Raw genomic sequence first — 25,734 nt, forward strand, 5'->3', positions numbered from 1 at the left:
CCGGGAAACCGGACATAAGACAGAGAGACAGAGGCGTCGAAAATGATGAGCAAGGGACTGAAGCCCGATTGGGCAGGACGGGAATTGCGGCTCGATCCGTTTCATTTTCCGCAGGTCGTGACCTATGCGACCCGCGACGGCGGCAGCGACGTTACCTTCACCATCAACGAGCGCGGCGCGGTGATCCGGCAGGTTCTGCCTTCAAGCGGCCTGCCGATGTCGATCGCGCTTCCTGCCAACGCATTTCTGGGCGTTGCCGCCCGTGCGGTGGAAGATGAGTTCGGCGAAATCACGGTGACGCTGGAGTTGATGCATGAAGATCCGCAGCTTTCCGTTCCCCTGCTTGTCGCGCATGACCTGACCGACGTTGCCGCCGATTGGCGCGCATGGGCCGCAAGCTTCAATCTGCCGATGATGCTGGTCGAGGAAGACGGTGTTGCCCGCCCGCTTTATGAAAGCACCGGCGCTGTTCGCACCGGCCAGCCGCAGGCTCGCCGTCAGGGACAGGAGCCGCGACGTCGCCGCCCGCGTTTTCTCGCTCGCCGCAAGACCGGCACGCTCGGCGTCCGTCTGGTGATTTCGGGCAAGGAAATCATTGCGCGGAACTGAAAAAGAGCATTTCCAGCAAAAGTGTGAAGCGGTTTTGCGTAGGATAATGCGGCAAGCCAAGACATTTCCAGCAAAAGTGCGAAGCGGTTTTGCGTGAGGCAAATGCGGCAAGCTAATAACTTTGGCTGACCTCCAAAAAGCCCCCGGATGTTTTGGGGCGCATCCCGAAAAGATGCGCCCGTAAAAGAAACGTCCGGGTTTATTTTTTCCGGCTCAGAAATGCCATGACAGCTTCGCGGGCCTCATCCGAGGTAAGCCGTTCGGCAAAATGTCTGGCCTCCCGCGCGATGCGCTCGGAAACTTTTTCTGCGGGCATGCGTATCAGCGCGCGGGCAATCTGCATGGCCTGCGGAGGCTTGGCGGCGATTTCTTCCGCCGCCTTCATCACTTCCGCTTCCAGCGCATCGTCGGCTACGACCCGATAGACGATACCGGCTTCCTGTGCGGCTTCGGCGGTGAAACCGTGGCCAAGCGCCAAGAGCGCGAAAGCCTTCTGGTGTCCCATCAGCGGCGGGGCGAGCAGGCTGGACGCAGCTTCCGGCACAAGGCCGAGATCGACGAATGGCGTGCGGAACAAGGCGTGCGGCGTTGCAAATGTCAGATCACAATGCAGGTGGATGGTCGTGCCGATGCCGATGGCCAGTCCGTCGACGCCGGAAACGATTGGCTTCTTCGCGCTGGCAAGAGCGTTTAGAAAATCCAGAACCTCGTTGCCAAGGTCGCCGCCCGATGCCGCAACCATGAAATCCTGCATGTCGTTGCCGGACGAGAACGCACCCGGCACGCCAAGAAACCCATGCACACGCACCGCGTCATCGGCGTCGCCATCCTTGAGCGCTTTTGCCATGGTGGCATACATGGCGCGCGTGATGGCGTTCTTCTTGTCGGCACGGTTGAGGCGGATGATCTGGATCGCGCCTGTGCGCTCGATCAGGATATGTTCGCTCATGCTTACGCCTCCAGCGCAGATTTGGCGGCGGCAAGGCTGGCGGCGCCGGTCATGACGGTATCCTTCAGGGAGGAAACTTCGGCGAGCATGTTTTCCGCGAAGAAGCGGCTCAGGACCGCACGTCCGCTGTCGTCACCCGCAAGCGCCGCGCGCGCCAGATAGGCGCCGCCTGAAACGAGCGACAAGAGGCGCTGGTAAGGCGTGGCCCCGGCAAGGGCTGCCTCAAGCTGACCGTCCGCCACTGCCTTTTGCAGCCATTCGGTGGCTTCGCGGGCCTGTGCGATCGCCTTGGAAAGACGCGCGCCGGTTTCGCCCAGTTCCGGGCGATTGGATGCACTGGCCTTGTCGGCATCTGCCTGCAATTCGTCAAGGAAGCCCTTGATGTGTTCACCTTGCCCAAGCGGCAGCTTGCGCACCACAAGGTCGATGGCCTGTATGCCGTTGGTGCCTTCATAGATCGGGGTGATGCGGGCATCGCGCAGCAACTGTGCTGCGCCCGTCTCTTCGATGAAGCCCATGCCGCCATGAATCTGGACGCCCAGCGAAGCGACATCCACACCTGCATCGGTGGCAAAACTCTTGGCGAGCGGCGTCAGAAGCCCGGCGCGGTCTGACCAGAACTGCTGGTCTGCGCCATCCGTCGCATGGCTCATGTCGATGGCATGGGCGCAGGAATAGGTGATGGAGCGGGCAATCTGCGTCAGCGCCTTCATGGTGAGCAACATGCGGCTCACATCGGGATGCTCGATGATCGGGGTCATGCCTTGCTTCGGATCAGCGCCGATGGCGCGGCCCTGTTTGCGCTCCTTGGCATAGCTGAGCGCCTGCTGGTAAGCCGCTTCGGCAACGCCGACGCCCTGAATGCCAACCAGAAGGCGGGCATTGTTCATCATGGTGAACATGCAGGCCAGTCCACGATTTTCCTCGCCGATCAGATAGCCGACGGCACCCTGTTCCTCACCTTTAACGAAACCGTCCCCATAGATCATGGTGCAGGTTGGCGAGGCATGGATGCCCATCTTGTGTTCGAGGCCGGAGCAGAACAGATCGTTGCGGCGTCCGAGCGAACCGTCTGCGTTGACGAGGAATTTCGGCACGAGGAACAGCGAAATGCCCTTGGTGCCAGCCGGGGCATCGGGCAGGCGTGCCAGCACCAGATGCACGATATTGTCGGTCAGGTCATGCTCGCCATAGGTGATGAAAATCTTCTGGCCGAAAATGCGGTAAGTGCCATCGCCGGCGCGTTCGGCACGGGTGCGAAGTGCGCCGAGATCGGAACCGGCCTGCGGCTCGGTCAGGTTCATCGTGCCCATCCACTCGCCGCTGATGAGCTTTTCGAGATAGACGTCCTTCAATTCCTTCGAGGCATGCTTTTCGAGCGCTTCGACCGCGCCCATGGTCAGTGTCGGGGCGATGGCGAAGGCCAGCGTGCCGGAGTTCCACATTTCGCTGACAGCCACCGACATCGTCATAGGCAGGCCCTGGCCGCCATATTCCGGCGTGCCGGTCAGCGAGTTCCAGCCGCCTTCGATCCAGTCGCGGTAAAGCTCTTTCCAGCCCGGCGCGGTCGTGACAACGCCGTCCTTGACGGTCGCGCCGTGCTTGTCGCCGGTGATGCGCAAAGGCTCGACGCGCTCTGCGGCAAACTTGCCGGCTTCTTCCAGAATGGCAGCGGCAAGATCGGCGGAAAATTCAGGGAAGCGGTTGTCATCGAGGGCTTTTTCCAGCCCTGCAACCTTCATCAGCGTATGGGAAATTTCAGAAACCGGCGCGCGATACATCTTTCCTCCAAATATGATTTGTTGGCTTCTCCTCAGAAGCCTCCTGCATCGGCGCTGTTCGCATTCCGGCAGGCGCCAAACGGCTGTCCCATATAAGAGCTACCGGCTTATTACGTAAACGTCAATATTGAAGGTGCAACCTCGAACGGACGAAGAATGAAGCTTGGCAGAATAAGAAAAGTAAGCTTCTTTGATTCTAAGCTTAGGGGACTGCAATGGAAAAAGATGAAACAATATTGAGAATTGAATTTCGCAATTCGAAGCCAGTTGAACTTTTGGATTTGACTGCCAGTTTTATGGCATTAGGAGATTATTTTAAAGACTACGCTAATCAAACCACGGGTGATCCACAGCGAGATAATCTAAAACTTTACGTAAAAGAAATTAAGTCTGGCAGTCTAATCGCTGATATGGTTGCTCTGGCAGAGCAGGCCGAATGGATATTAGAGCACAAAGCAGTTTTGGCTGGATTTGTGGCTAATGCAAATGATTTGGTAGGGTATTTTTTAGGTAAGGATGAAAGTAAAACAAAATTTGATCCAAGTATAAAGCAAGCGAAACAAATCGCGCAGTTTGTTGAGCCGGTCGCAAAGGATTTTGGATCGCAACTAAATATGACCGTGATGGAAGGCGGAGTTGTAAACGTCTATCAAAGCTTCAATATTGGGGGGCTTGAAGCTAATGCCGTACAAAACGGAGTTGCTAAGTATCTTGGTCCACAGCTTCCATCATCCCAAATCCTAACTGATCAACTGATGGTGTTGGAGCAGGTTAAGAATGATGTTTCATCTAAATCGGGCGATAGAGGGATTGTAGAAACAATATCCCCGAGGCCAGTGAAATTACAGTTTGCACAAGAACCTGCAAAACGAGCTGTATTAGATTTAGAAACCAATCCACTTCAATGTATTTTTCAAGTAAATGTGGAAATAAGGTCCGTTGGCGGCAAGCCAGCAATGTATCGTATCATTGAGGTGACGGACGTTATTTCGAGAGAGGATGAATAATCGGCGGTGTCTCGTTTCACGGATTTCCAACCGCCACGACATATTAGATGAAGAAAAAGACCCACCTGCGCCCGCGATACCTCGCGGGCCTCAGTCGTGCCGGGCTGCTTATTTGCCTGAACGCTCCCGCTCCACGGCACGCCAGCCGATATCGGAGCGGTAGAAGCCTTCCGGCCAGTCGATGCGCTTCACGGCTTCATATGCGCGTGCTTGCGCTTCGGCGACCGTGCCGGCGATGGCCGTGACATTCAGCACGCGCCCGCCATTGGCAATAATGTTGCCGTCCTTCTGCGCCGTTCCAGCATGGAAAACCTTGACGCCATCGATGCCTTCGAGCTTGTCGAGGCCACGGATGACGCTGCCCTTCTTCACATTGGAGGGATAGCCTTCCGCAGCCATCACCACCGTCAGCGCTGGCTGATCCTTCCAGCCGAGCGAAACTTCATCCAGCTTGCCGTCCACGGCAGCATTGATGAGCGCGAGAAGGTCGCTGTTGAGGCGCATCATCAGTACCTGGCATTCCGGATCACCGAAACGGGTGTTGTACTCGATCAGCTTTGGGCCGTCCTTGCCGATCATCAAACCGAGGAACAGGATGCCGGAGAACGGCGCGCCGATTTCCGCCATGCCGCGCATGGTCGGTTCGATCAGTTCACGCATCGTGCGTTCAACGATTTCCTGCGTCATGACCGGGGCAGGTGCATAGGCACCCATGCCGCCTGTATTGGGGCCGGTGTCGCCGTCGCCCACGCGCTTGTGATCCTGCGCCGAGCCAAGCGGCAATGCCGTCTTGCCATCGCAGATGCAGAAGAAGCTTGCTTCTTCGCCGTCCAGAAATTCCTCGACGACCACCTCGGCACCGGCGGAGCCGAATGCGCCCTCGAAGCACGCGTCCACCGCGTCAAGCGCTTCATCGAGTGTCATGGCTACAACCACGCCCTTGCCTGCGGCAAGCCCGTCGGCCTTCACAACGATCGGCGCACCCTGCTGGCGGATATAGGCCTTGGCCTTGGGCGCATTGTTGAAGCGACCATAGGCGCCTGTTGGAATATCGAAGCGCGCGCAGAGATCCTTGGTGAAGCCCTTCGAGCCCTCAAGCTGCGCCGCAGCCTTGGAGGGACCGAACACGCGGATACCCTCAGTGCGCATTTCGTCGGAGAGGCCAGCCACGAGCGGCGCTTCCGGCCCCACGACAACGAGATCGATCTTCTTGTCCTTGGCGAAGGCGATCAGCGCCTTGTGGTCATCGGCGCTGATGTCGACCAGTTCCGCAACTGTCGCAATGCCGGGATTACCGGGTGCGCAATAGAGCTTTTCGAGCAAGGGAGAGGCGGCAAGTTTCCATGCCAGGGCGTGCTCGCGTCCACCGGAACCGATCAACAGAACTTTCATGCCTTGCTCCCTGCGCTTGAGGTAAGTAAACACTTAACTACCCGGCTCTCTATTGCCCATCGCACACGCGGGCAAGGGCAGGCTCGCGATTTTTCCAGAAAAAGCGGGTAGAGTCGTTCAGTTTCGAGAAAGCAGACGACCATGCAGCATCCGCAAACTAACCCACAGGTCAATTCTGGCATCCAGTCCCGCGATGCGCGCGGACGGGTGAAGGATGCTCCTTCCGGCCATTGGGTATATCGTGTCCTGCCGCATTGGCTGTGGCCCTACGCGCAGCTTGCCCGCTGGGACCGTCCCATCGGCTGGCAGCTCCTTCTCTGGCCGTGCTGGTGGTCGGCTGCGCTCGTGGCAGGAGCGGGCGCCAAGCCCGGCAATGGTGCATGGGCCGTGTTGCCGTCATTCTGGCATCTGTTTCTGTTTCTGGTCGGCGCCATCGCGATGCGCGGTTCCGGCTGCACTTATAACGATCTGGTCGATCAGGATATTGACGACAAGGTGGACCGTACCCGCTCGCGTCCTCTGCCCTCCGGACAGGTAACACGCGGTCAGGCCAAGCTGTTTCTGGTTTTGCAGGCGCTCGTCGGCCTCGTGGTCGTTCTGCAGTTCAACTGGTTTTCCATCGGGCTTGGTATTTTCTCGCTTCTGATCGTCGCTGCCTATCCCTTCATGAAGCGCATCACCGACTGGCCGCAATTCGTGCTTGGTCTTGCTTTCTCATGGGGCGCACTCATGGGCTGGGCTGCGGTGGAAGGCTCGCTGAGCCTTGCACCGGTGCTTCTCTATATCGGCGCCATCCTGTGGACGATCGGCTATGACACGATCTACGCGCATCAGGACAAGGAAGATGACGCGCTGGTGGGCGTGCGTTCCACGGCGCGTCTTTTTGGCAAGCATACCAAGACGGCGCTGATGGTGCTTTATGGTGGTGCGATCGGCTTCTTTGCGGCGGCTTTCGCCGTAGCGCAGGTGCCGATGCCAGCCCTTGCCGGATTGCTTGCCGCGAGCGTGCATCTCTATCGCCAGATCATCGTGCTCGATATCGACAATCCCGACCAGTGCCTGAAACTGTTCAAGTCCAACAATATCGTCGGCTGGCTGATTTTCCTCGGGCTTGTTCTCGGAAGCCTCTGGGTGGCGGTCAAGCCGCTGGTATAAAAAGAAAGACCACTGTTTTCAGTGGCCTTCTTGTTATCAGTTACGGATAGAGCCGATCCTTGTTCCAGTCGCCCTCCGGCGAGGGCCGTGTGAAAAGCACGCGGTCATGCAGGCGGAAGGCACGGTCATGCCAGAATTCAATCGAGACGGGGCGGATACGGAAACCCGACCAGTAGGACGGGCGAGGAATATCGCCGATGGCATATTTGGCCGTATATTCCGCAACCGCCTTTTCCAGCGCGAAACGGCTTTCCAGCGGACGTGACTGCTTGGATGCCCATGCGCCGATGCGGCTGCCGCGCGGGCGCGAGGCGTAATAGGCATCGGCTTCGGCGTCGCTGACTTTCTCCACCGGTCCACGCACGCGCACCTGACGGCGCAATGTCTTCCAATGGAAGCACATGGCGGCTTTTTCCGCCGACAGGATTTCCTTGCCCTTGGTGCTTTCATAATTGGTGTAGAAGACGAAACCCTGCTCGTCAAAATCCTTCAGCAGCACCATGCGCACATTGGGCAGGCCATCCGGGTCAACCGTCGCCAGCGCCACCGCATTGGGATCGTTCGGTTCGCTTTGTTTGGCGTCGGCCAGCCAGTCGGCAAAGAGCTTGAACGGCTGGGAGGATTCGGTGAAGTCGTCGCTTGCGTTTGTCATTTTGGATTTTCAACAGCCTGTCGGAAATGCGCGGATCATCCTGCAAGAGAATCCCCGCCGGAGACACCCCAATGGTGCGGGTCGGGACGGAGCTTCTTCGATAACCGCCTCTTTGTCCATGGCCTTGCCGGGATGCGTCGTCGCAGGGGCGCTTTACTTGAGGGGGAACTTCTAGTAGGGCGCCCGTTCAAGGTAGGGGCTATGCCAAAACTCGATTTCCTGACGCTTTACATCGTAATTTTCTTAAATTCGCTGACGGTCTGCATCATCTGGACCGCCATCGCCTTCTCTTACCGCAAATTCCGACCGGCCAGGCTCTGGCTGCTTTCGACGACGCTCCTGCTGGTTGGCGGCTTTGTTCTTTCGCTGCAAGGCAATGAGGGTGCGTTCTGGCCCGCCGTTATCGGCAACACCATCATCATCTATGGCTTCTGCCTGGCCTTTATCGGCGCCCGTTACTTCTACGGCCAGAAAGGCGGCTGGCGGATGGCGGTGGGAATATCGCTCGCAAGTTTCGCCGTCATGGCCGCGTTTCATGCGAGCTGGCAGGGGCGGAACATCGCCTATGCGGTGGGCCAGTCGGTGCCCATGGCGATGACGGTATTCTACCTGGCGCGGCAAAAGAGCCTCGGTCTCGGCGGCCGGATCGCCATCATCGCCTTTCTGCTGGGCATCATCGGGCATGCCATCGAGACGTCGCTGAACATCGCCGCATGGGCGGGAGAGTTCGACCAGTCGCTTTATTTTTCCATCGAAAGTTATGCGCTGGTCTGTGTGATCTATAGCGGCATGATCTGGAACTTCGGTTTCATCGTTATGGCGATGAATCGCCTGCACGGCGATATGGCAAGGGTCGCGGAGACCGACGAACTCACCGGGCTCCCGAACCGCCGCCATTTCATGAAAAGGCTGGCGAGAGCCGAACTCGCATTCAGTGAAGACGGGGTCGCCTATACCGTCATGCTGATCGATATCGACAATTTCAAACATTGGAACGACACATATGGCCATGCGCTGGGCGATCAGGCGCTTGTGCATTTCGCCGATGTCGGGGTCGATATCCTCAATCGCCGCGGTGTGCTGGCGCGCTTTGGAGGCGATGAGTTCTCGATTCTGCTGCCCGGGATGCATGAGCATGAGGCGACGGAAATCGCCCGTGAAATCGTCGGCGCAGTCAACCATACGCCGCTTGTTTTCAACGGGCGGAAACTCATCTTGACGGTCAGCATCGGCATTGCGAGCGAAGAACCGGGTGATGAGAGGAGTGACCTCGATGTTTTTGCGCGGGCCGATCTTGCGCTCTACAAGTTAAAGCAGGCAGGCCGGAACGGTTATGCTACCCGCACAACGACGGTCAACGCACCGCGTTCTTCTTTCTCCGGAAGGTCGCTGGCTGTTGGATGAGCGATAGCTGGCCTGAAGGACGCAGAGAATTGGGGGCATCATTTGCCGGCCCCATAAAGTATGGAGTTGGGCGTTGTGCTCCGATTCCGATTTGTTTACCTTTCCGGCACACCGCTTGTTAACTCAAGTTCACCCATAATCCCTGCATCTTTAGCGTGTAGAACAAGGGAATAGCGTTGGCCGTCGAGACGCTTCGCCATAAAGTAAATTTCTGGAGCCCGTGCCGTGGCGCCAAGGTGCTGCGCAAGGCTGCGATCGGCCTATGCCTCTTCTCGCTTGCCGGTTGCGCCATGGGTGGGGTGAGCATCGAAAAGGCTGTTCCTGATTCTTCCACGATCACCGGATCTGTGAAGCAATCGCAGCCGGTCGAGACCGATACCGGCAAGCTTTCCGATCAGTCCGCCATAAAGAACGTCGTTTCCGCGCTCAACTTCACGCAATGGGGAAAGAAGCCCGTTCCGTGGGCCAATCCCGATACGGGCAGCCAGGGCACCATCACCACGATTGCCGAGAACAACAAGAACAATCAGCTCTGCCGCGAGTTCGAAACCTCGCGTGAAGCTTTTGACGGTGTTTCCATCTATCGCGGTGAAACCTGCATGGAGCGCGGCGGTCAATGGACGGTAACTTCTTTCGCGCCGATCTGAAAAGAAAAGCCTGACCTGACTGGAACTTTGCCGGTCAGATGCGCATATTGTGGGCAACGAATCTTGTTTATCTCACAATTATTTCCTGAAAGAGGAACTATATGCGCGATCCCTATAGCGTGCTGGGCGTCGCCAAAACGGCGAAGCCCGAAGAAATAAAATCGGCTTTTCGCAAACTGGCCAAAAAGCACCACCCGGATCAGAACAAGGATGATCCGAAGGCGCAGGAGCGTTTTGCAGAACTGAATCAGGCCTACGAAATTCTGGGCGACAAGGACAAGCGCGGGCAATTCGACCGCGGCGAGATCGACGCCGAGGGCAAGCCCGCTTTCCAGGGCTTTACAGGCGGGCAGGGCTTCGGCGGCGCCCATGGCGACCCGTTCGCCGGCTTCCGGCAGGGCGGCGGCAACAGCCATTTTGAATTTCGCTCCGGTCCCGGCGGCTTTCAGCAGGGCGGCGGCTTCGGTGGCGCCGAAGATATCCTGAACGATCTTTTCGGCGGAGCTTTCGGTGGCGGTGCCCGCGCAGGCGGCGCACGGCAGCGCGGCCCGGCGAAGGGAGCCGATCTTTCGGCATCCATCGATATCACGCTGGAACAGGCCGCCGGTGCTGAAAAGGTCGAGGCGGTTTTCCCGAACGGCAAGCATCTCAAGATCAAGCTGCCGAAATATGTCGAGGACGGTCAGACCATTCGCCTGAAAGGGCAGGGCGAGGCATCGGTGGGCGGAACGGCTGGCGATGCGCTGGTAACGATTCACTTCAAGGCGCATCCCCGGTTTCGCCTGGAGGGGCGTGACGTGCACGTGGATCTCCCGGTCGAGCTTGCCGACGCCGTCCTTGGCGGCAAGCAGGAAGTGGAGACCCTCGACGGCCGGATTGCGGTGAAAATACCGGCATGGTCGAGTTCGGACCGCGTTCTGCGCCTGAAGGAAAAGGGCCTTCCGCTCAAAGCTGCCGGACGTGGCGATCTTTACGTGCATGTGCGGATCATGCTGCCGGAAGGTGGCGACAGGGAACTCGAAGAATTCCTGCAAAAACGCAAACAAGCCTGAACAGGTCTTCAATCGTTTGAAGCCGGGTGTTGTCTCTTTGCGGCAGTAAAGTGACAATGCCCGGCTTTTTCACTGCAATTGCTTGAAGGAGAGCCGAGGCTGTGCGATAGGGCAACTAGTTAATTGTTTTCAATGAGGACCCCTAATGACCGCACAGTCAGGTTTGTTGCAGGGCAAGCGTGGATTGATTCTGGGCGTCGCCAACAACCGCTCCATCGCATGGGGTATTGCGAAGGCCGCTCGTGATGCAGGCGCAGAGCTCGCATTCACCTATCAGGGCGATGCATTGAAGAAGCGTGTCGAGCCTCTGGCTGAAGAGCTTGGCGCATTCGTTGCCGGACATTGCGATGTGGCGGATGCTGCCAGCATCGACGCTGTTTTCGAGACGCTTGAAAAGAAGTGGGGCAAGCTCGACTTCGTCGTGCACGCCATCGGCTTTTCCGACAAGGATGAGCTGACGGGCCGCTATGTCGATACGTCGGAAGCCAATTTTACCAATACGATGCTGATTTCGGTCTATTCCCTGACGGCGATTTCGCGCCGGGCGGAAAAACTGATGGCCGATGGCGGTTCGATCCTGACGCTGACCTATTACGGCGCCGAAAAGGTCATGCCGAACTATAACGTCATGGGCGTGGCCAAGGCTGCTCTCGAAGCAAGCGTGAAATATCTGGCGGTCGATCTCGGACCGCAGAACATTCGCGTCAATGCGATTTCGGCCGGTCCGATCAAGACGCTTGCCGCATCTGGCATCGGCGACTTCCGCTATATCCTCAAGTGGAACGAGTACAACGCGCCGCTGCGCCGTACCGTCACCATCGAGGAAGTGGGCGATGTCGGCCTCTATTTCCTTTCCGACCTGTCACGTTCGGTGACGGGCGAAGTCCACCATGCGGACAGCGGCTATCATGTCATCGGCATGAAGGCGGTCGACGCTCCGGACATTTCGGTCGTGAAAGACTGAAGCAGCGAATACGAAATCCCGAAAAGTTGACCGCTTCTCCGGATTTTTCTTTTTCTTTCCCGGTTCGGGAAAGCTATCCAGACATTGACTGACGGCATATTGGGGTGGAGCTGTGGCTCGGGAAATCATCTACTTTTCACGTCACGGCGAGACAGACTGGAATGTTTCGCAGCGCATTCAGGGACAGCTCGACATCGATATCAATGCGCATGGCCGCACACAGGCGGATCGCAATGGCGATATGCTGAAGTCGCTGATCGGCGACGGCGCGGGCTTCGACTTCGTGGCAAGCCCTCTGCGTCGCACCCGCGAGACGATGGAACGCATCCGGTTGCGCATGGGGCTCGACCCTTATGATTACCGCACCGACCCTCAACTGATGGAAGTCAATTTCGGCGACTGGCAGGGCTTCATGATGAAGGACATTGCCAGGGAGCGCGAAGATCTTCTGGAAGCGCGCGCCCGTGACAAGTGGAATTTTGTGCCGCCCGGCGCAACCGCCGAAAGCTATATGGGTCTGTCGCGCCGTATCGGGCACTGGGTGGAGGCCGTGGAGTGGCCGACCGTCTGCGTGACGCATGGCGGCTGCATCCGCACGCTGTTTTACCTTTACGGCGACATGGACGGCCACGCTGCGGCAAATCTATCCATCCCGCAGGACAAGATCTTGAAGTTCGAAAACGGCAAGCTGGAATGGGTTTGATCCCGTAAATCAGTCTATAGTGACCGCGAACAGAATTTTGCCAGCGATGGAGGCGTTACATGCCCTTCGAACGTTTCGCGGTCATATCGGATATTCACGGTAACAGCGATGCGCTGGCTGCGGTGCTGGCCGATATCGATGCTTTGCAAATCGAGACGATCGTCAATCTCGGCGATCATCTGAGCGGTCCCTTAGCCGCGCGTGAGACAGCAGATATGCTGATGGCGCGAGAAATGATCTGCATTCGCGGCAATCATGATCGCTGGCTTGTGGAAAAGTCGCTCGCGGAGATGGGCGCTTCGGATCGGGTCGCACGCGAACAGCTTGATGTCCGGCACATCGAATGGCTGCGCGCAATGCCTGCATCGCGCTCTCTGGCCGATGGACGCATATTCATCTGCCACGGAACCCCATCGAGCGATACCACCTACTGGATGGAGAACGTTACCGCCAATGGCGATGTCGTTCTGCGGAGCCGAGAGGATATTGAGGCAGAGGCCGATGACATAGCGGCCTCTCTCATCCTTTGCGGCCATACGCACACGCCGCGGGTTGTTCGTCTTGGGGACGGGCGAATGCTGGTCAATCCGGGAAGCGTGGGTTGTCCCGGTTACGACGACGATCACCCGGTTCCACATATTGTCCAGACTGGCAACCCCAATGCGTCCTATGCTGTCATCGAGCAGACCGGGTCTGGCTGGCAGATAACCCTGCGCAATGTTCCCTACGATACGGCACGGATGGTCCAGATGGCGGAGAACAACCGTCGTGCCGAATGGGCGCGTGTTGTCAGAAGCGGGTGGTTCCAGCCCAAATGAAAAGAGCGGCTTATGAGCCGCTCATTTTTCTATAGGAGACGGTTTCGGGCTTACGGCGCTTCCTGAATGTCGGTGATGAAGCGCGTGCTGTCGACCACATCATAGATGATGAGGACCTTCATGCCCTTGTTGATCGCGCTGTAATCGAACTCGCCAGGCAGCTTGTATGTCTGGCCGTCATCCAGCGTTATGGTTTCGCTGTCCTTGTTGATACCGGTGATCTTGCCTTCGGCATCGTCCGCCATCGCCACCGTCGAGAACAGCGAAGCAACGATGAGAATTAATCCGACCAGATAATGCATGACTTTCCGTTCCTTTGGTTGTGCCTCGGGTTGGGTTGTCGCCTGACCGATTCGACACGATTGTCGCGATTTGAGCACGCCGCGGAAAAGTGGAAATCGGTTTTCCGATAACGACATGCAGGATAATGGGTTTAAAGCGCGATGCGCTTTGATAGTTCTGGCGCGCCGCACCGTCTATCCCACAATGTAGCGTGCGGAATGTGTCAAAAAAAATGCCGGATATCGATCTCCAGAAGGAAATTTTGCGTCACCGGGGAGCTTGATTTGACCGCCGTCAAAAAGCCCAATAAAACCGGCGCGTAAAGTAGCTGCTCTCTCCTTGGCCTGCTCCGGACAAGGACAATTTATTCAGGCGTCGCGCATGTCTCACAATAGTTTCGGTCATCTGTTCCGCGTAACCACCTGGGGCGAAAGCCACGGTCTGGCGCTCGGTTGCGTTGTTGACGGCTGCCCGCCCGGCATCACGTTCACGGAAGCGGAAATTCAGGCCTATCTCGACAAGCGTAAGCCCGGCCAGTCCAAGTATACGACGCAGCGCCGCGAACCCGATCAGGTGCGCGTGCTTTCCGGAGTCCTTCTGGGCGACGACGGCGTCACCATGACGACGACCGGAACGCCCATCTCGATGATGATCGAGAACACCGATCAGCGCTCGAAGGACTATGGCGAGATCGCCCGCCAGTACCGGCCGGGCCACGCCGATTACACCTATGACGTCAAATACGGTATTCGCGACTATCGCGGAGGCGGACGTTCATCGGCGCGTGAAACGGCGGCTCGTGTTGCAGCCGGTGCGATTGCGCGCAAGATCGTGCCCGGGCTCGAGGTGAAGGGCGCACTGGTTGCAATGGGCGTGCATGGCATCGACCGCCGTCGCTGGAACTGGGCCGAAGTGGATAACAATCCATTCTTTTCGCCGGATGCAGGTTCGGTGGAGATTTTCGCCGACTATCTCGACGGCATTCGCAAGAACGGATCGTCCGTTGGCGCAGTCATCGAAATCGTCGCGGAAGGCGTGCCGGCGGGCATCGGCGCGCCCATCTATGGCAAGCTCGATCAGGATATCGCAAGCCTCCTGATGTCGATCAACGCCGTGAAGGGTGTGGAAATCGGCAACGGTTTCGAGGCGGCCCGTCTCACTGGCGAGGAAAACGCGGACGAAATGCGCATGGGCAATGACGGCAAGCCGCTGTTCCTGTCCAATCATGCAGGCGGCATTCTTGGCGGGATTGCTACAGGTGCGCCGGTCGTGGCGCGTTTCGCGGTCAAGCCGACCTCGTCGATCCTGACCCCGCGCCGCTCTGTCGACAAGGATGGCAAGGAAGTGGATGTGATGACAAAGGGCCGTCACGATCCATGCGTGGGCATTCGCGCCGTGCCGATCGGCGAGGCGATGGTGGCTTGCGCGATTGCCGACCATTATCTGCGCCATCGCGGCCAGACTGGCCGCGTCTGAATAAATTGGGGCCAGACTGGCCGCGTCTGACTAATTTGGGGCCAGACTGGCCGCGTTTGATTGAATTCGGCCTTACAGGCCATATCTGACCGACGATTGGGCCCGTTGGTTGTCTGACATATAGAGGTCGAAATGAGCTATAATCAGAAGCAGGTTGTGGATGCGCTTCGCGCTTTCGAACGCGGCGAGATCGTGGTGGTCATGGATGATGACGGGCGCGAGAATGAAGGCGACCTGATTGTCGCCGCCGTGCATTGTACGCCCGAAAAGATGGCCTTCATCGTCCGCCACACATCCGGCATCGTCTGCACGCCGATGACCCGCGAGGAAGCCAAGCGCCTGAACCTCGCGCCCATGGTGGCTGAAAACGAATCCGCCCACACGACAGCGTTCACCGTGACGGTCGACTATCGCCATGGCACCACGACCGGCATTTCGGCGGAAGACCGCACGCTGACCGTGCGCAATCTGGCCAATCCCAATGCCGGCGCTTCTGATTTCGTGCGTCCCGGCCATATTTTCCCGCTGGTTGCCCGCGAGGGCGGCGTCCTGATGCGGTCCGGTCATACGGAAGCCGCCGTCGACCTCTGCAAGCTTGCAAATCTCCCACCCATCGGCGTGATCTGCGAACTGGTCAACGATGACGGTTCCGTCATGCGCGGCCCGGATGTGAAGGCCTTTGCCGAAAAACATGCGCTGCATCGGGTCACGGTGGCCGATCTCATCGCCTATCGCCAGCGCAAGGAAACGCTGGTCAAGCGCGTTGGCGATGCGCCGGTCAAGACTTGCGCGGGTGCAGCCCACGCCTACACTTACGAATTGCCGTGGGAACCGATGCAGCATGTGGCAGTGGTGTTCGGCGATATTCGTGACGGCGAGGAAGTGCCGGTTCGTCTTCACCGCGAAGACGTGCTGAACGATGTGTTCGGCAAGGGCGGCAGCAATCTCGAGGCCATCATGGAAAAGATGGCGAAGGAAGGCCGCGGCGTGCTGGTTTATCTGCGCGAAGGCTCTGTCGGGGTGCGTTCCGATCACCATGACACCCGCGCCCGCGATGCGATTCCCAGCGACCATGAAAGCCATGCCGAAGCGGTTGCCCGCGAGGAAGAGTGGCGTCAGATCGGACTCGGTGCACAGATATTGAAAGACCTCGGCATCACGTCGATTGTACTTCTGGCATCGCGCGAGCGCCATTATGTCGGCCTTGAAGGTTTCGGCATTCACATCGCCCGCACCGAAATCATCTGACTTTTTAAGACAGATCAGGCGCATGGCCGTCATGGTCATGTGCCTGTGAGATGCTATAGTGAATCTATGACGACACGGCTTTACTGGCATCCTATCTATCTCGAACACCTGACCCCGCCCGGCCATCCCGAGCGCCCGGATCGAATTCGGGCGCTGATGAGTGAGCTGGAAGGGCCGGATTTCTACCGGCTCGATCGGATGGAAGCGCCGCGCGGCGACGAGGCGTCTGTGCTGCTTACGCATCCGGAAGAACATCTGGAAGCCATTCGCGCCGGAATACCGGAGCCCGCTTCGGACGAGGAAGCTGCCCCCCCTGTAGTCAAGCTCGACGGCGATACCTATGTCAGTCCCAAAAGCCTGGATGCCGCGCTGACGGCTATCGGTGCGGCAACGGCGGCGGTCGATGACGTGTTTTCCGGCGCTGCAAATAATGTCTTCGTTGCTGCCCGCCCGCCCGGACATCATGCCGAGCGCTCCACGGCTATGGGCTTTTGCCTTTTCAACAATATTGCGATTGCGGCCCGCCATGCGCAGCGCCGCCACGGTGCCGAGCGCATCGCCATCGTTGATTGGGATGTGCATCACGGCAACGGGACGCAGGATATTTTCAAGGACGATCCAAGCGTCCTGTTCTGTTCGACGCATCAGTTTCCCTTATATCCCGGCACGGGGGCGAAGGATGAAACCGGCGTCGGCAATATCTTCAATGCGCCACTGTCTCCCGATACCGGAAGCCGCGAATTTCGCGAGGCATTTAATAGTCGTGTATTACCTGCCCTGGACAATTTCCGGCCAGATTTGATCCTTATTTCGGCGGGCTTCGATGCCCATTTTCGCGATCCGCTGGCCGAGCTCAATCTTGACGAAGCGGATTTTGATTGGGCGACAGGCAAACTCATGGAGCGGGCAGAAAGGTTCTGCGATCACCGGCTAGTGAGTGTGCTTGAGGGTGGATATGATCTTGAGGGCTTGTCGCAGTCCGCGTCTACGCATATTACGCGGCTGTTGAAAGGATGAATCATGGTAACCGAACCGTCCAACGCCGACATTGCGGTAATGAGCTTCGAGGATGCGCTGAAGCAGCTCGAGAAGATCGTCGACGATCTGGAGCGGGGTGACGTGCCGCTGGAGGAATCCATTCGCATCTATGAGCGCGGCGAAGCCCTGAAGAAACATTGCGACACGCTTCTGAAATCCGCCGAGGACAAGGTGGAGAAAATCCGCATTGGCCGTGATGGCCAGCCGCTCGGCACCGAGCCGCTTGACCCGGAATAGATCGGCCTGAATTGAACTGACCGGATAATTCCGGTCAGAACAGGGTCTTGAGATGGGCGACATAAGGCGCCAGAACGCCGCTCAGCAGATAGGGGCCAAGGCCCCAGGCCAGCGTCCATCCAGCAGCACCAATAATATTCGCTGCCAGAAAATGCAGCGGGTCCATTTTCATGGAACCTGCAACGATCCCATTGAGCTGCCGCAGAAGCACGACGAAACGCGCCGTCGCCACCACATAGATTCCCTTGCTTTCGAAAAGTTTCTCGAACTGATCCAGCCGTTCCGGCGTGAGTTTGACGAGGTGTCCGTATCTGAGGATCAGTCGTCGGCCGCCAAAGCGGCCGATCAGGTATCCCGTGCTGTCGCCAAGCACGGCGCCGACAAATACCGCGATCAGCACGGTTTCGATGTTGAGAGTTCCATGCAGGGCCAGCAATGAGCTTGCTATGAGCGCGCTCTCGCCGGGCAGAGGGGCGCCAAAGGATTCAAAATATACGATTATGAAAAGAGCAAGCGCGCCGTATGCGGCAATGTAAGGTTCCAGAAAGCTCATTGATTTGCAGGTCTTTCGGCAAACGCCGATCTGATCCGGTCAGATCGAACACGATAAAAAGGCTCCGGGCGAGCCGGAGCCTGAAATCTGTAACTATCACATCAACCGATGGAACGCTTGCCGGTAATTGCGTGGTACACCCACAACACGATTATCGAGCCGATTATCGCAATGACGAGGCTGATCGGATCGAATGCGCCGGTGACGCCACGTCCAAAAAGCTGAGACGAGATCACACCGCCGACGATGGCGCCGACAATGCCGAGAGCAATATCCAGAAACAGGCCCTGGCCGCTTTTATTGACGATCTTGCTGCCGATGAAGCCGGCAATCAAGCCTAGTATTATCCAGCTTATAACAGACATCTAATATCTCCCGATGCGTAAATACACTTTTGCATCACGCACTTAGGAAATTTTCACACTGCTGCAAAATTTGCAAGGTATAATGCTTGTCAAAATGGGAAACCCATTTACCTTTATCTTACCGAATGCACAATTGGCATCGGATAACAGGGAGTATCGTGTGATGGGAAGTTATGACGACAACTCGGGCAATTCGCCTATCCCCGGCGGAAGCCTGGCGAAGCCGGTTCTGATTGCGCTCGGCGCCCTGCTGATCGGCAAGATGCTGAAGGGCCATAGCGACGATACGGCGGATGCTCCAGCGCAACCTGTGCCGGATCAGTCGCAGGCAGGCGGCGGCTTGCTCGGTGGTATCCTTGGCGGGCTTGGTGGCCTGCTCGGCGGCGCGGCCGCAGGAAATGCTTCCGCGGCTCCTACAGCGCCGGGGCCTCTGGGTGGCGGACTTGGCGGTCTTCTCGATCAACTGAAACAGGCTGGCCTAGGCGAAAAGGTGGATTCCTGGGTCGGCCAGGGTTCCAACCATCCAATCGAGCCAGGGCAGCTTGGCGATGCGATCGGCCAGAAAACGCTAAGTGAAATCGCGGAGCATGCCGGCATCGACCAGCAGGAGCTTCTGAACCAGCTGTCGCAGGTTCTGCCGGGATTGGTGGACAAGCTGACGACGAACGGGCAGGTTCCCGACGCCAGCGCGCTGTCCAAGCTGCTGCACGGACGCTGACGGAATTTGCATTGAAACTGAACCGCACCGCTCGTCGGTGCGGTTTTGTTTTGAATGCGCTTTCGATAAACTGAAATCATCTCTTATATAAGCTCTACGGATTAATGGCTGGAGTTGCGTTTCATGAGTTTCTTTCCGTGTCCTGACCCGGTTCTTGGCGACAAGACTTCGGTAGACAGCATCGAAACGCTGGTCATCCCGCGTACAAGCGATATTGGTGGGCTGGAAGTGCGGCGTGCATTGCCGACAGTGCGGCGCCGTCTGGTGGGGCCGTTCATTTTCTTCGACCGCATGGGGCCTGCTGTTCTGCGCGATGGCGATGCACTCGATGTGCGCCCGCATCCGCATATCGGCCTTTCCACGGTGACCTATCTGTTCGATGGACATATCCGCCACAGGGACAGCCTTGGCACCGAAATGGTCATCCGCCCCGGTGATGTGAACCTGATGACCGCCGGTCGCGGCATTGTGCACTCCGAGCGTTCGCCGGAAGAGGAACGCAAGGGGCCGTTATCGATTTCCGGCATCCAGACCTGGCTTGCGCTGCCCGATGCGCTGGAAGAAATCAGCCCGGAGTTTTTTCACACCAACGCTCCCGATCTGCCGGTTATGGAGGACAGCGATTTCTCCGGGCGGCTGATCATGGGGTCCATGCTGGGGCTGAAGTCGCCGGTAATCCAGCACGCCGATACGCTTTATGCGGATATTCGGATAGAACCAAACGGGCGTTTCCCGATTCCGCCTGTCGCCGAAGAACGCGCAATCTATACGCTTCAGGGCAATGTCGGCATTGGCGGCGAAGTGTTTCCGCCCGACCGCCTGCTGGCATTCCGCCCCGGCGACGATATTGTCGTGCAGGCCGGACCGGAAGGTGCGCATATCATGCTATTTGGCGGTGCAACACTCGGTTCGAAGCGCTATGTATGGTGGAATTTCGTATCGTCTTCGCGAGAGAGGATAGAGCAGGCCAAGGAAGAATGGCGCAGCGGGCGTTTCGATATCGTGCCCGGTGATGAGCAGGATTTCATACCTTTGCCTGAATGAAGTGAATTGAGTGGAGCCTTGGGACACGATGTCCCGCCTGCTTGATCCTGCCGCGTTGCTGCTATACCGACAACAAAACCGAACCAGAAACAGGTTGTTTTAATGTCCCGACCACTGACCCCGTTGCTTGACAAGGCGCCGATCCCGGAAGCCCTGCGCGCATTGCCGGAATCCGATCTGCCTCAACTCGCGCAGGAATTGCGCGCGGAGCTGATCGACGTGGTATCGACCACCGGCGGGCATCTGGGAGCGGGGCTGGGTGTGGTGGAGCTGACGGTGGCGTTGCACCATGTCTTCGACACGCCGCATGACCGTATCATCTGGGACGTTGGCCATCAGGCCTATCCGCACAAGATACTGACCGGGCGTCGCGACCGCATCCGCACATTGCGTCAGACCGGCGGTCTTTCGGGTTTCACAAAGCGCAGCGAAAGCGAATATGATCCCTTTGGCGCGGCGCATTCATCAACGTCGATCTCGGCTGGTCTTGGCATGGCGGTCGCGTCCGATCTTTCGGGCGAAAAGCGCAATGTGATTGCGGTCATTGGCGACGGTTCCATGTCGGCTGGCATGGCCTATGAGGCGATGAACAATGCCGGTGCGCTCGACGCGCGCCTTATTGTCATCCTCAACGATAACGACATGTCGATTGCGCCGCCGACCGGCGCCATGAGCGCCTATCTGGCGCGTCTCGTCTCCGGTAAGACCTATCGCAGCGTCCGCGAGGCCGCCAAGCAGGTTGCCAAAAAGCTGCCGAAGTTTTTGCAGGACAAGGCCCGCAAGTCGGAGGAATACGCGCGTGCCTTCTTCACTGGCGGCACGCTGTTTGAAGAGTTGGGCTTCTATTACGTCGGCCCCATCGACGGACATAATCTGGATCATCTGCTGCCGATCCTGAAAAATGTGCGTGATACGCAGGAAGGCCCGGTGCTGATCCACGTGGTCACGCAGAAAGGCAAGGGTTATCCGCCAGCCGAAGCCGCCGCCGACAAATATCACGGCGTCAACAAGTTCGACGTCATAACCGGCCAGCAGTCGAAACCACCTGCAAATGCGCCGAGCTATACCAAGATTTTCGGCACCAGCCTGATCGAAGAAGCCCGCCACGACGACAAAATCGTGGCGATCACCGCCGCCATGCCATCGGGCACCGGGCTTGATCTTTTTGGCGAGGTGTTTCCGCAACGCACCTTCGATGTCGGTATTGCCGAACAACATGCGGTGACTTTCGCTGCCGGTCTTGCCAGCGAAGGTTTCAAGCCGTTCTGCGCCATTTACTCGACGTTCCTGCAACGCGGCTATGATCAGGTCGTGCATGACGTTTCGATTCAAAATCTGCCGGTGCGCTTCCCCATCGACCGCGCCGGACTGGTTGGGGCAGATGGCCCGACCCATGCAGGTTCCTTCGATACGGGCTTCCTTTCCGCTCTGCCCGGTTTCGTGGTGATGGCCGCATCGGATGAGGCCGAACTTCGCCATATGGTGCGCACCGCTGCCGAATATAACGAAGGTCCGATCTCTTTCCGTTATCCGCGTGGCGATGGTGTCGGTGTCGACCTGCCGGAACGCGGGCAACTGCTTGAGATCGGCAAGGGCCGCATCGTGCGTGAAGGCACGAAGGTCGCGCTGCTGTCCTTTGGAACGCGCTTGCAGGAATGCCTTGCTGCCGCCGATGAGCTGGGCGCCGCCGGTCTTTCGACCACGGTTGCCGATGCGCGCTTCGCCAAGCCGCTCGATCATGACCTGATCCGCCGGCTGGCGCGAGAGCATGAAGTGTTGGTGATGGTGGAAGAGGGCGCTGTCGGCGGCTTTGCCTCGCATGTGCTGCAATTCCTCGCCACGGATGGCCTTCTTGATCGTGGCCTCAAGGTGCGGGCTCTGACCTTGCCGGACAGCTATCAGGACCACGGCAAGCCGGACGCCATGTATGCCGAGGCCGGTCTCGACCGGGCGGGGATCGTGCAGGCGGTTTTTGCAGCCCTTGGCCGCGAGGCCATCGCAGCGCCATTTCGCGCCTGACCGATGAGCGGAGAAGCAGGCGACAGGAACCTGCGGCTCGATCAGCTGCTGGTCGAACTCGGGCTGTTTGCAACGCGTTCGCGGGCGCGTGATGCAATTCAGCGCGGCACGGTCAAGGTGGACGGCAAGCCAGTCACCAAGCCCGGCCAGACGGTTTTGCGTAACGCAAACATCGCCGTTGACGATCCGGCAAGCGCTTATGTCTCCCGCGCTGCCCTGAAGCTTATTGCAGCGCTCGACCATTTCGGCCTTGATGTGAAAGGGCGTACAGCACTCGACATTGGTGCTTCGACAGGCGGCTTCACACAAGTCTTGCTGGAGCGTGGCGCGAACCACGTTCTCGCCATCGATGTGGGCCACGACCAGCTGCACGAGACGTTGCGCGCTGATCCTCGTGTCACCAACAAGGAAGGGCTCAACGCCCGTGCGCTGGAATTTTCCGATCTGGATGGACGCGAAATCGATTGCGTGGTTTCGGATGTGAGCTTCATCTCGCTGAAACTCGCCTTGCCTGCGGCATTGGCCTTTGCGCAAAAAGGTGCTATTTGCGCGCTTCTCGTAAAGCCGCAATTTGAAGCGGGCCGCGAGGCCATCGGCAAGGGCGGCATTCTGCGCGACCCGAAAGATGGTGAACGCATTGCAGAAGAACTGAGATTGTGGCTGGAGACGCAAGCCGGCTGGCGCGCGCTCGGCCTTTGCCCGTCGCCCATTGAAGGCGGCGACGGCAATCGTGAATATCTCCTGGCAGGAAAGAAAGACCAATGACGACGCCAAGTACTGGGCAAATTACAATCCGCTCGGTTGGTGCGGGCGGCGATGGCGTTGCCAACCTTCCCGACGGGCAGATTTACGTGCCTTTCACGCTGCCGGGCGAAGTGGCCAATGTCGCGCGCGACAAGAACCGCGCGACGGTTATGGCGCTTCTTGAAACATCGCCTGAGCGTCAGGCGCCTGCCTGCCGGCATTTCGAGGATTGCGGCGGCTGCGCCTTGCAGCATTGGCAGGATGAGCCCTATCGCCTGTGGAAGCGCGAACTGGTTGTTTCCGCGCTGAAGGGCAGGGGGATCGACACGGAAGTTGCGCCTCTCGTGGCTTGTCAGCCGCGCACACGGCGCCGCGCTGTTTTTGCGGCACGCAAGACGGAAAAGGGTGTGCTGCTTGGCTTCAATCGCCACTTGAGCCATGAAATCATCGATATAGTCGAATGCGCTGTAACTGTTCCCGAAATCATTGCGCGGCTTGATGATCTGCGGGAAGTGGGAGCGTTGATTGCACCCGGTTCCAAGCCGTTCAAGCTGGCGGCGACCCTGACGGCGTCCGGCCTCGATCTCGCGGCGAGCGGCTGCGGCGTGCTGGATGACAGCCAGCGCCGCGCCTTGACCGCGCTTGTCATGAAAAAGGGCTTTGCGCGTCTTTCGCACGAGGGTGAAATCATCGTCGAGCCGAAAAAGCCGCTCATTCATTTCGGCAAGGTGCCGGTTCCGGTGCCGCCCGGTTGCTTCCTGCAGGCAACGGAGGATGCCGAAGAGGCGATGGTGCAACTCGTGCTGGACCATGTCGGCAAGTCCAAGCGTGTCGCTGACCTGTTCTGCGGCGTCGGCACATTTGCGCTGCGGATTGCAGAAAAGAGCGCGGTTCATGCGGTCGAGAACGACGCGCTGGCCCTTGCCGCCCTTGATCGCGGCGTACGCCATGTGCAGGGGCTGAAGCCCGTCTCGGTCGAGCGCCGCGACCTGTTCCGCCGTCCTTTGATGCCGAAGGAATTGCTGCCCTATAACGCCGTGGTTTTCGATCCGCCGCGTGCAGGTGCGGAAGAACAGGCGCTTGAGCTGGCAAAATCGAAGGTGGAAAAGGTTGTCGCGGTTTCGTGCAATCCGGTGACGCTCGCCCGCGATCTCGCCATTCTGGTGAAGGGCGGCTATCGGGTTACGCGAGTCACGCCGATTGACCAGTTTCTCTGGTCGCCACATGTCGAAGCGGTGGCGACGCTGGTGAAGAAGTAGTTTAATCCAAGGTACTTTCTCGATAAAAGCTATACATAGAAAAATCTGGTAAGAAAAATTCGGAATTTGAACTCAGATGGCAAGCTTTTTGGGGGGATTTTCTGTAAAAAGAGATCATATTATTTAGAAAGTTGCAATTTTTGGCATCGTGCATTCTTATGTGGTAATCTATATTTATAAATTTACCTTTCTGTGTGGTAAGAGGCAGAACGAGGCCGTCAAAGCTTCCAAATCCAGCTGCATTTGCTGAATATTCCAATGTTTTGAGAGATTTTGGCCAGTAGCGTTTAATTTCCTCAAGCGCTTTGACTTTGATCTCGGTTCCCCAAATCGTGGCACTGCCATTAACAATCCTCTCCCAGATTGGGTCACTATCTGGGCAAGGAACTCCTTGCCAATAGGAGTTTGTATGTTCCTCAAAGTCAGCGGTTAAGCTGCATTCACGGTCCATAATTTTTGTTAGCCAGTTGGCGTCAAGCCTGCTTGAGTTATGGGCATTAACTCCAACATCTGTGAGGTAATCATCTTTGAAATGTGCACCCCAAGTATTATCGATCCAAGTTCGGGCGACACTGTCGGGGTCATCAAAAACAAAAATCCCCGTTAAACGTGAAACTTGGTTTCGGTAGTTTTCTCTTCTTATTCTCTCTATCGCGATTTCACTTAGGAGGCGGTTGGGAAGCGAACTCGCCAGAAGATTTGCCATATTAAAAGACAGTAATGAGCAGCTTTCAGCTTCAGGCAACTGATCTGGAGTGCAATACCAACCGCGCACAACATTCCAGGCCACCATTGGATTATCGAGATCCAAGTAGACAAAGCCTTCAAAGCATTCGTTGCTCAATTATTCGACCTCCAAAGCCCAATCAACCGCCGCTTCGGCATGCAATCGTGTCGTGTCGAATACCGGCACGGAGCTGTCCTGCTGGCCGATGAGCAGCATGATTTCGGTGCAGCCGAGAATGATGGCTTCCGCCCCGCGCCGAACCAGACGATTGATGACAGCGCGGTATTTTTCGCGTGACGCATCGCGCACTTCGCCAACCACCAGCTCCTGATAGATGATGTCGTGCACGGTCTTGCGGTCGGCATCGTCGGGCGTTAGCACCTCAAGCCCATGTTTGGCCGCAAGACGGCCCTTATAGAAATCCTGTTCCATCGTGAAGGCGGTGCCGAGGAGCCCGACTTTTGAGAGGCCTGCAGCCTTGATCTTTTCCGCCGTGGGGTCCGCGATATGCACAAGGGGGATCGATGTGGCGCTTTCGATGTCGTCAGCCATCTTGTGCATGGTGTTGGTGCAGATCAGGATGAAGTCAGCCCCGCCCCGTTCAAGGTTCTGCGCGGCCTCGATCATGAGCGCGGTCAGCTCATCCCATCGGCCTTCATGCTGGAGGCGCTCGATTTCACCGAAATCCATGGACCACATCAGGCTTTTGGCGGAGTGCGTTCCGCCAAGCCGTGCGCGGATTTCCTGATTGATGATCCGATAATATTCCTGCGAGCTTTCCCAACTCATTCCGCCTATCAGACCGATGGTCTTCATCAACCTCTCCCGGATAAGATTAAGGGCGGATCGCTCCGCCCCTGCCGTATGCTCATATGTTCTGGTGAAAGCCGC

The 25,734-nt window shown here is 57.7% G+C and carries 27 protein-coding genes; 18 read left to right on the forward strand and 9 right to left on the reverse strand.

The window, feature by feature from the left end; all coding sequences use genetic code 11:
* Positions 1-42 precede the first annotated feature (42 nt).
* Entirely contained in the window at positions 43-609 is a 567-nt protein-coding gene (locus tag OINT_RS02310) for a DUF6101 family protein (protein ID WP_006466178.1), read from the forward strand.
* Positions 610-808: 199 nt separating this feature from the next.
* Here the strand turns inward: OINT_RS02310 and OINT_RS02315 are convergent, their stop codons facing one another.
* Positions 809-1,558, reverse strand: a complete 750-nt coding sequence (locus OINT_RS02315) for a crotonase/enoyl-CoA hydratase family protein (RefSeq protein ID WP_006466179.1) — start codon at positions 1,556-1,558, stop codon at positions 809-811.
* Positions 1,559-1,560: 2 nt separating this feature from the next.
* A complete protein-coding gene (locus OINT_RS02320; protein WP_006466180.1) occupies positions 1,561-3,339 on the reverse strand; it encodes an acyl-CoA dehydrogenase in 1,779 nt (592 codons plus the stop codon).
* A gap of 215 nt (positions 3,340-3,554) precedes the next feature.
* Here OINT_RS02320 and OINT_RS02325 point away from each other — a divergent pair, with 215 nt between their 5' ends.
* On the forward strand, positions 3,555-4,346 hold the full coding sequence (locus tag OINT_RS02325) for a hypothetical protein (RefSeq protein ID WP_006470655.1): 792 nt from the start codon (positions 3,555-3,557) through the stop codon (positions 4,344-4,346).
* Between the two features lie 108 nt (positions 4,347-4,454).
* Here OINT_RS02325 and purD read toward each other — a convergent pair whose 3' ends face one another.
* Positions 4,455-5,738 carry a phosphoribosylamine--glycine ligase gene (purD, locus tag OINT_RS02330; RefSeq protein WP_006470656.1) on the reverse strand — a complete coding sequence of 428 codons (1,284 nt, stop codon included), beginning with the start codon at positions 5,736-5,738 and terminating at the stop codon, positions 4,455-4,457.
* Positions 5,739-5,879: 141 nt separating this feature from the next.
* Between purD and ubiA the strand changes: the two genes are divergently transcribed.
* Positions 5,880-6,893: a 4-hydroxybenzoate octaprenyltransferase gene (gene ubiA, locus OINT_RS02335; RefSeq protein ID WP_006466182.1), complete on the forward strand. Its 1,014-nt coding sequence runs from the start codon at positions 5,880-5,882 to the stop codon at positions 6,891-6,893.
* A 40-nt stretch (positions 6,894-6,933) separates the two neighbouring features.
* On the opposite strand, the gene pdxH is transcribed toward ubiA, so the two are convergent.
* Positions 6,934-7,545, reverse strand: a complete 612-nt coding sequence (gene pdxH / locus OINT_RS02340) for a pyridoxamine 5'-phosphate oxidase (RefSeq protein WP_006466183.1) — start codon at positions 7,543-7,545, stop codon at positions 6,934-6,936.
* A 201-nt stretch (positions 7,546-7,746) separates the two neighbouring features.
* Between pdxH and OINT_RS02345 the strand changes: the two genes are divergently transcribed.
* The 6 genes from OINT_RS02345 (at position 7,747) to OINT_RS02370 (ending at position 13,133) form a co-directional block, all read left to right on the forward strand.
* Positions 7,747-8,949 carry a GGDEF domain-containing protein gene (locus OINT_RS02345; protein WP_039852297.1) on the forward strand — a complete coding sequence of 401 codons (1,203 nt, stop codon included), beginning with the start codon at positions 7,747-7,749 and terminating at the stop codon, positions 8,947-8,949.
* A gap of 236 nt (positions 8,950-9,185) precedes the next feature.
* Entirely contained in the window at positions 9,186-9,596 is a 411-nt protein-coding gene (locus tag OINT_RS02350; protein WP_244629904.1) for an RT0821/Lpp0805 family surface protein, read from the forward strand.
* A gap of 101 nt (positions 9,597-9,697) precedes the next feature.
* Entirely contained in the window at positions 9,698-10,648 is a 951-nt protein-coding gene (locus OINT_RS02355) for a DnaJ C-terminal domain-containing protein (RefSeq protein ID WP_006466186.1), read from the forward strand.
* Positions 10,649-10,793: 145 nt separating this feature from the next.
* Entirely contained in the window at positions 10,794-11,612 is an 819-nt protein-coding gene (fabI, locus tag OINT_RS02360; RefSeq protein WP_006466187.1) for an enoyl-ACP reductase FabI, read from the forward strand.
* 112 nt (positions 11,613-11,724) lie between these two features.
* Complete coding sequence (locus OINT_RS02365; protein ID WP_006466188.1) at positions 11,725-12,315, forward strand: histidine phosphatase family protein; 591 nt, start codon at positions 11,725-11,727, stop codon at positions 12,313-12,315.
* 59 nt (positions 12,316-12,374) lie between these two features.
* On the forward strand, positions 12,375-13,133 hold the full coding sequence (locus tag OINT_RS02370) for a metallophosphoesterase family protein (protein ID WP_006466189.1): 759 nt from the start codon (positions 12,375-12,377) through the stop codon (positions 13,131-13,133).
* A 50-nt stretch (positions 13,134-13,183) separates the two neighbouring features.
* On the opposite strand, the gene OINT_RS02375 is transcribed toward OINT_RS02370, so the two are convergent.
* Entirely contained in the window at positions 13,184-13,435 is a 252-nt protein-coding gene (locus OINT_RS02375) for a DUF1344 domain-containing protein (RefSeq protein ID WP_006470661.1), read from the reverse strand.
* A gap of 361 nt (positions 13,436-13,796) precedes the next feature.
* On the opposite strand from OINT_RS02375, the gene aroC reads away from it, so the two are divergent.
* The 4 genes from aroC (at position 13,797) to OINT_RS02395 (ending at position 17,414) form a co-directional block, all read left to right on the forward strand.
* Positions 13,797-14,891, forward strand: a complete 1,095-nt coding sequence (gene aroC, locus OINT_RS02380) for a chorismate synthase (protein ID WP_006470662.1) — start codon at positions 13,797-13,799, stop codon at positions 14,889-14,891.
* Between the two features lie 132 nt (positions 14,892-15,023).
* A complete protein-coding gene (gene ribB, locus OINT_RS02385; RefSeq protein WP_006466192.1) occupies positions 15,024-16,139 on the forward strand; it encodes a 3,4-dihydroxy-2-butanone-4-phosphate synthase in 1,116 nt (371 codons plus the stop codon).
* A 66-nt stretch (positions 16,140-16,205) separates the two neighbouring features.
* Complete coding sequence (locus tag OINT_RS02390) at positions 16,206-17,156, forward strand: histone deacetylase family protein (protein ID WP_006470663.1); 951 nt, start codon at positions 16,206-16,208, stop codon at positions 17,154-17,156.
* A 3-nt stretch (positions 17,157-17,159) separates the two neighbouring features.
* Entirely contained in the window at positions 17,160-17,414 is a 255-nt protein-coding gene (locus OINT_RS02395; RefSeq protein WP_006466194.1) for an exodeoxyribonuclease VII small subunit, read from the forward strand.
* Positions 17,415-17,448: 34 nt separating this feature from the next.
* Here OINT_RS02395 and OINT_RS02400 read toward each other — a convergent pair whose 3' ends face one another.
* Together OINT_RS02400 and OINT_RS02405 are read right to left on the reverse strand one after the other, a co-directional pair.
* The gene (locus OINT_RS02400) at positions 17,449-17,967 is read right to left on the reverse strand and encodes a DedA family protein (protein ID WP_006466195.1); all 519 of its coding nucleotides are present in this window, start codon (positions 17,965-17,967) and stop codon (positions 17,449-17,451) included.
* A gap of 101 nt (positions 17,968-18,068) precedes the next feature.
* Positions 18,069-18,332 (reverse strand): GlsB/YeaQ/YmgE family stress response membrane protein, encoded by a 264-nt coding sequence (locus tag OINT_RS02405; protein ID WP_006466196.1) that lies wholly within the window; start codon positions 18,330-18,332, stop codon positions 18,069-18,071.
* A gap of 163 nt (positions 18,333-18,495) precedes the next feature.
* Here OINT_RS02405 and OINT_RS02410 point away from each other — a divergent pair, with 163 nt between their 5' ends.
* The 5 genes from OINT_RS02410 (at position 18,496) to OINT_RS02430 (ending at position 24,116) form a co-directional block, all read left to right on the forward strand.
* The gene (locus OINT_RS02410; RefSeq protein ID WP_006470664.1) at positions 18,496-19,050 is read left to right on the forward strand and encodes a YidB family protein; all 555 of its coding nucleotides are present in this window, start codon (positions 18,496-18,498) and stop codon (positions 19,048-19,050) included.
* Positions 19,051-19,173: 123 nt separating this feature from the next.
* Entirely contained in the window at positions 19,174-20,094 is a 921-nt protein-coding gene (locus OINT_RS02415; RefSeq protein ID WP_025091914.1) for a pirin family protein, read from the forward strand.
* 102 nt (positions 20,095-20,196) lie between these two features.
* The gene (dxs, locus tag OINT_RS02420; RefSeq protein WP_006466199.1) at positions 20,197-22,113 is read left to right on the forward strand and encodes a 1-deoxy-D-xylulose-5-phosphate synthase; all 1,917 of its coding nucleotides are present in this window, start codon (positions 20,197-20,199) and stop codon (positions 22,111-22,113) included.
* Positions 22,114-22,116: 3 nt separating this feature from the next.
* Entirely contained in the window at positions 22,117-22,878 is a 762-nt protein-coding gene (locus tag OINT_RS02425; RefSeq protein ID WP_006466200.1) for a TlyA family RNA methyltransferase, read from the forward strand.
* Positions 22,875-24,116 carry a class I SAM-dependent RNA methyltransferase gene (locus OINT_RS02430; protein WP_006466201.1) on the forward strand — a complete coding sequence of 414 codons (1,242 nt, stop codon included), beginning with the start codon at positions 22,875-22,877 and terminating at the stop codon, positions 24,114-24,116. Before OINT_RS02425 ends, OINT_RS02430 begins: the two co-directional genes overlap by 4 nt.
* Position 24,117: 1 nt before the next feature.
* On the opposite strand, the gene OINT_RS02435 is transcribed toward OINT_RS02430, so the two are convergent.
* Both OINT_RS02435 and OINT_RS02440 read right to left on the reverse strand, forming a co-directional pair.
* Complete coding sequence (locus OINT_RS02435; protein ID WP_006466202.1) at positions 24,118-24,960, reverse strand: hypothetical protein; 843 nt, start codon at positions 24,958-24,960, stop codon at positions 24,118-24,120.
* A complete protein-coding gene (locus tag OINT_RS02440; protein WP_006470666.1) occupies positions 24,961-25,659 on the reverse strand; it encodes an aspartate/glutamate racemase family protein in 699 nt (232 codons plus the stop codon).
* Between the last annotated feature and the right edge of the window lie 75 nt (positions 25,660-25,734).

This window comes from Brucella intermedia LMG 3301 (genome assembly GCF_000182645.1).
GTDB lineage: Bacteria > Pseudomonadota > Alphaproteobacteria > Rhizobiales > Rhizobiaceae > Brucella > Brucella intermedia.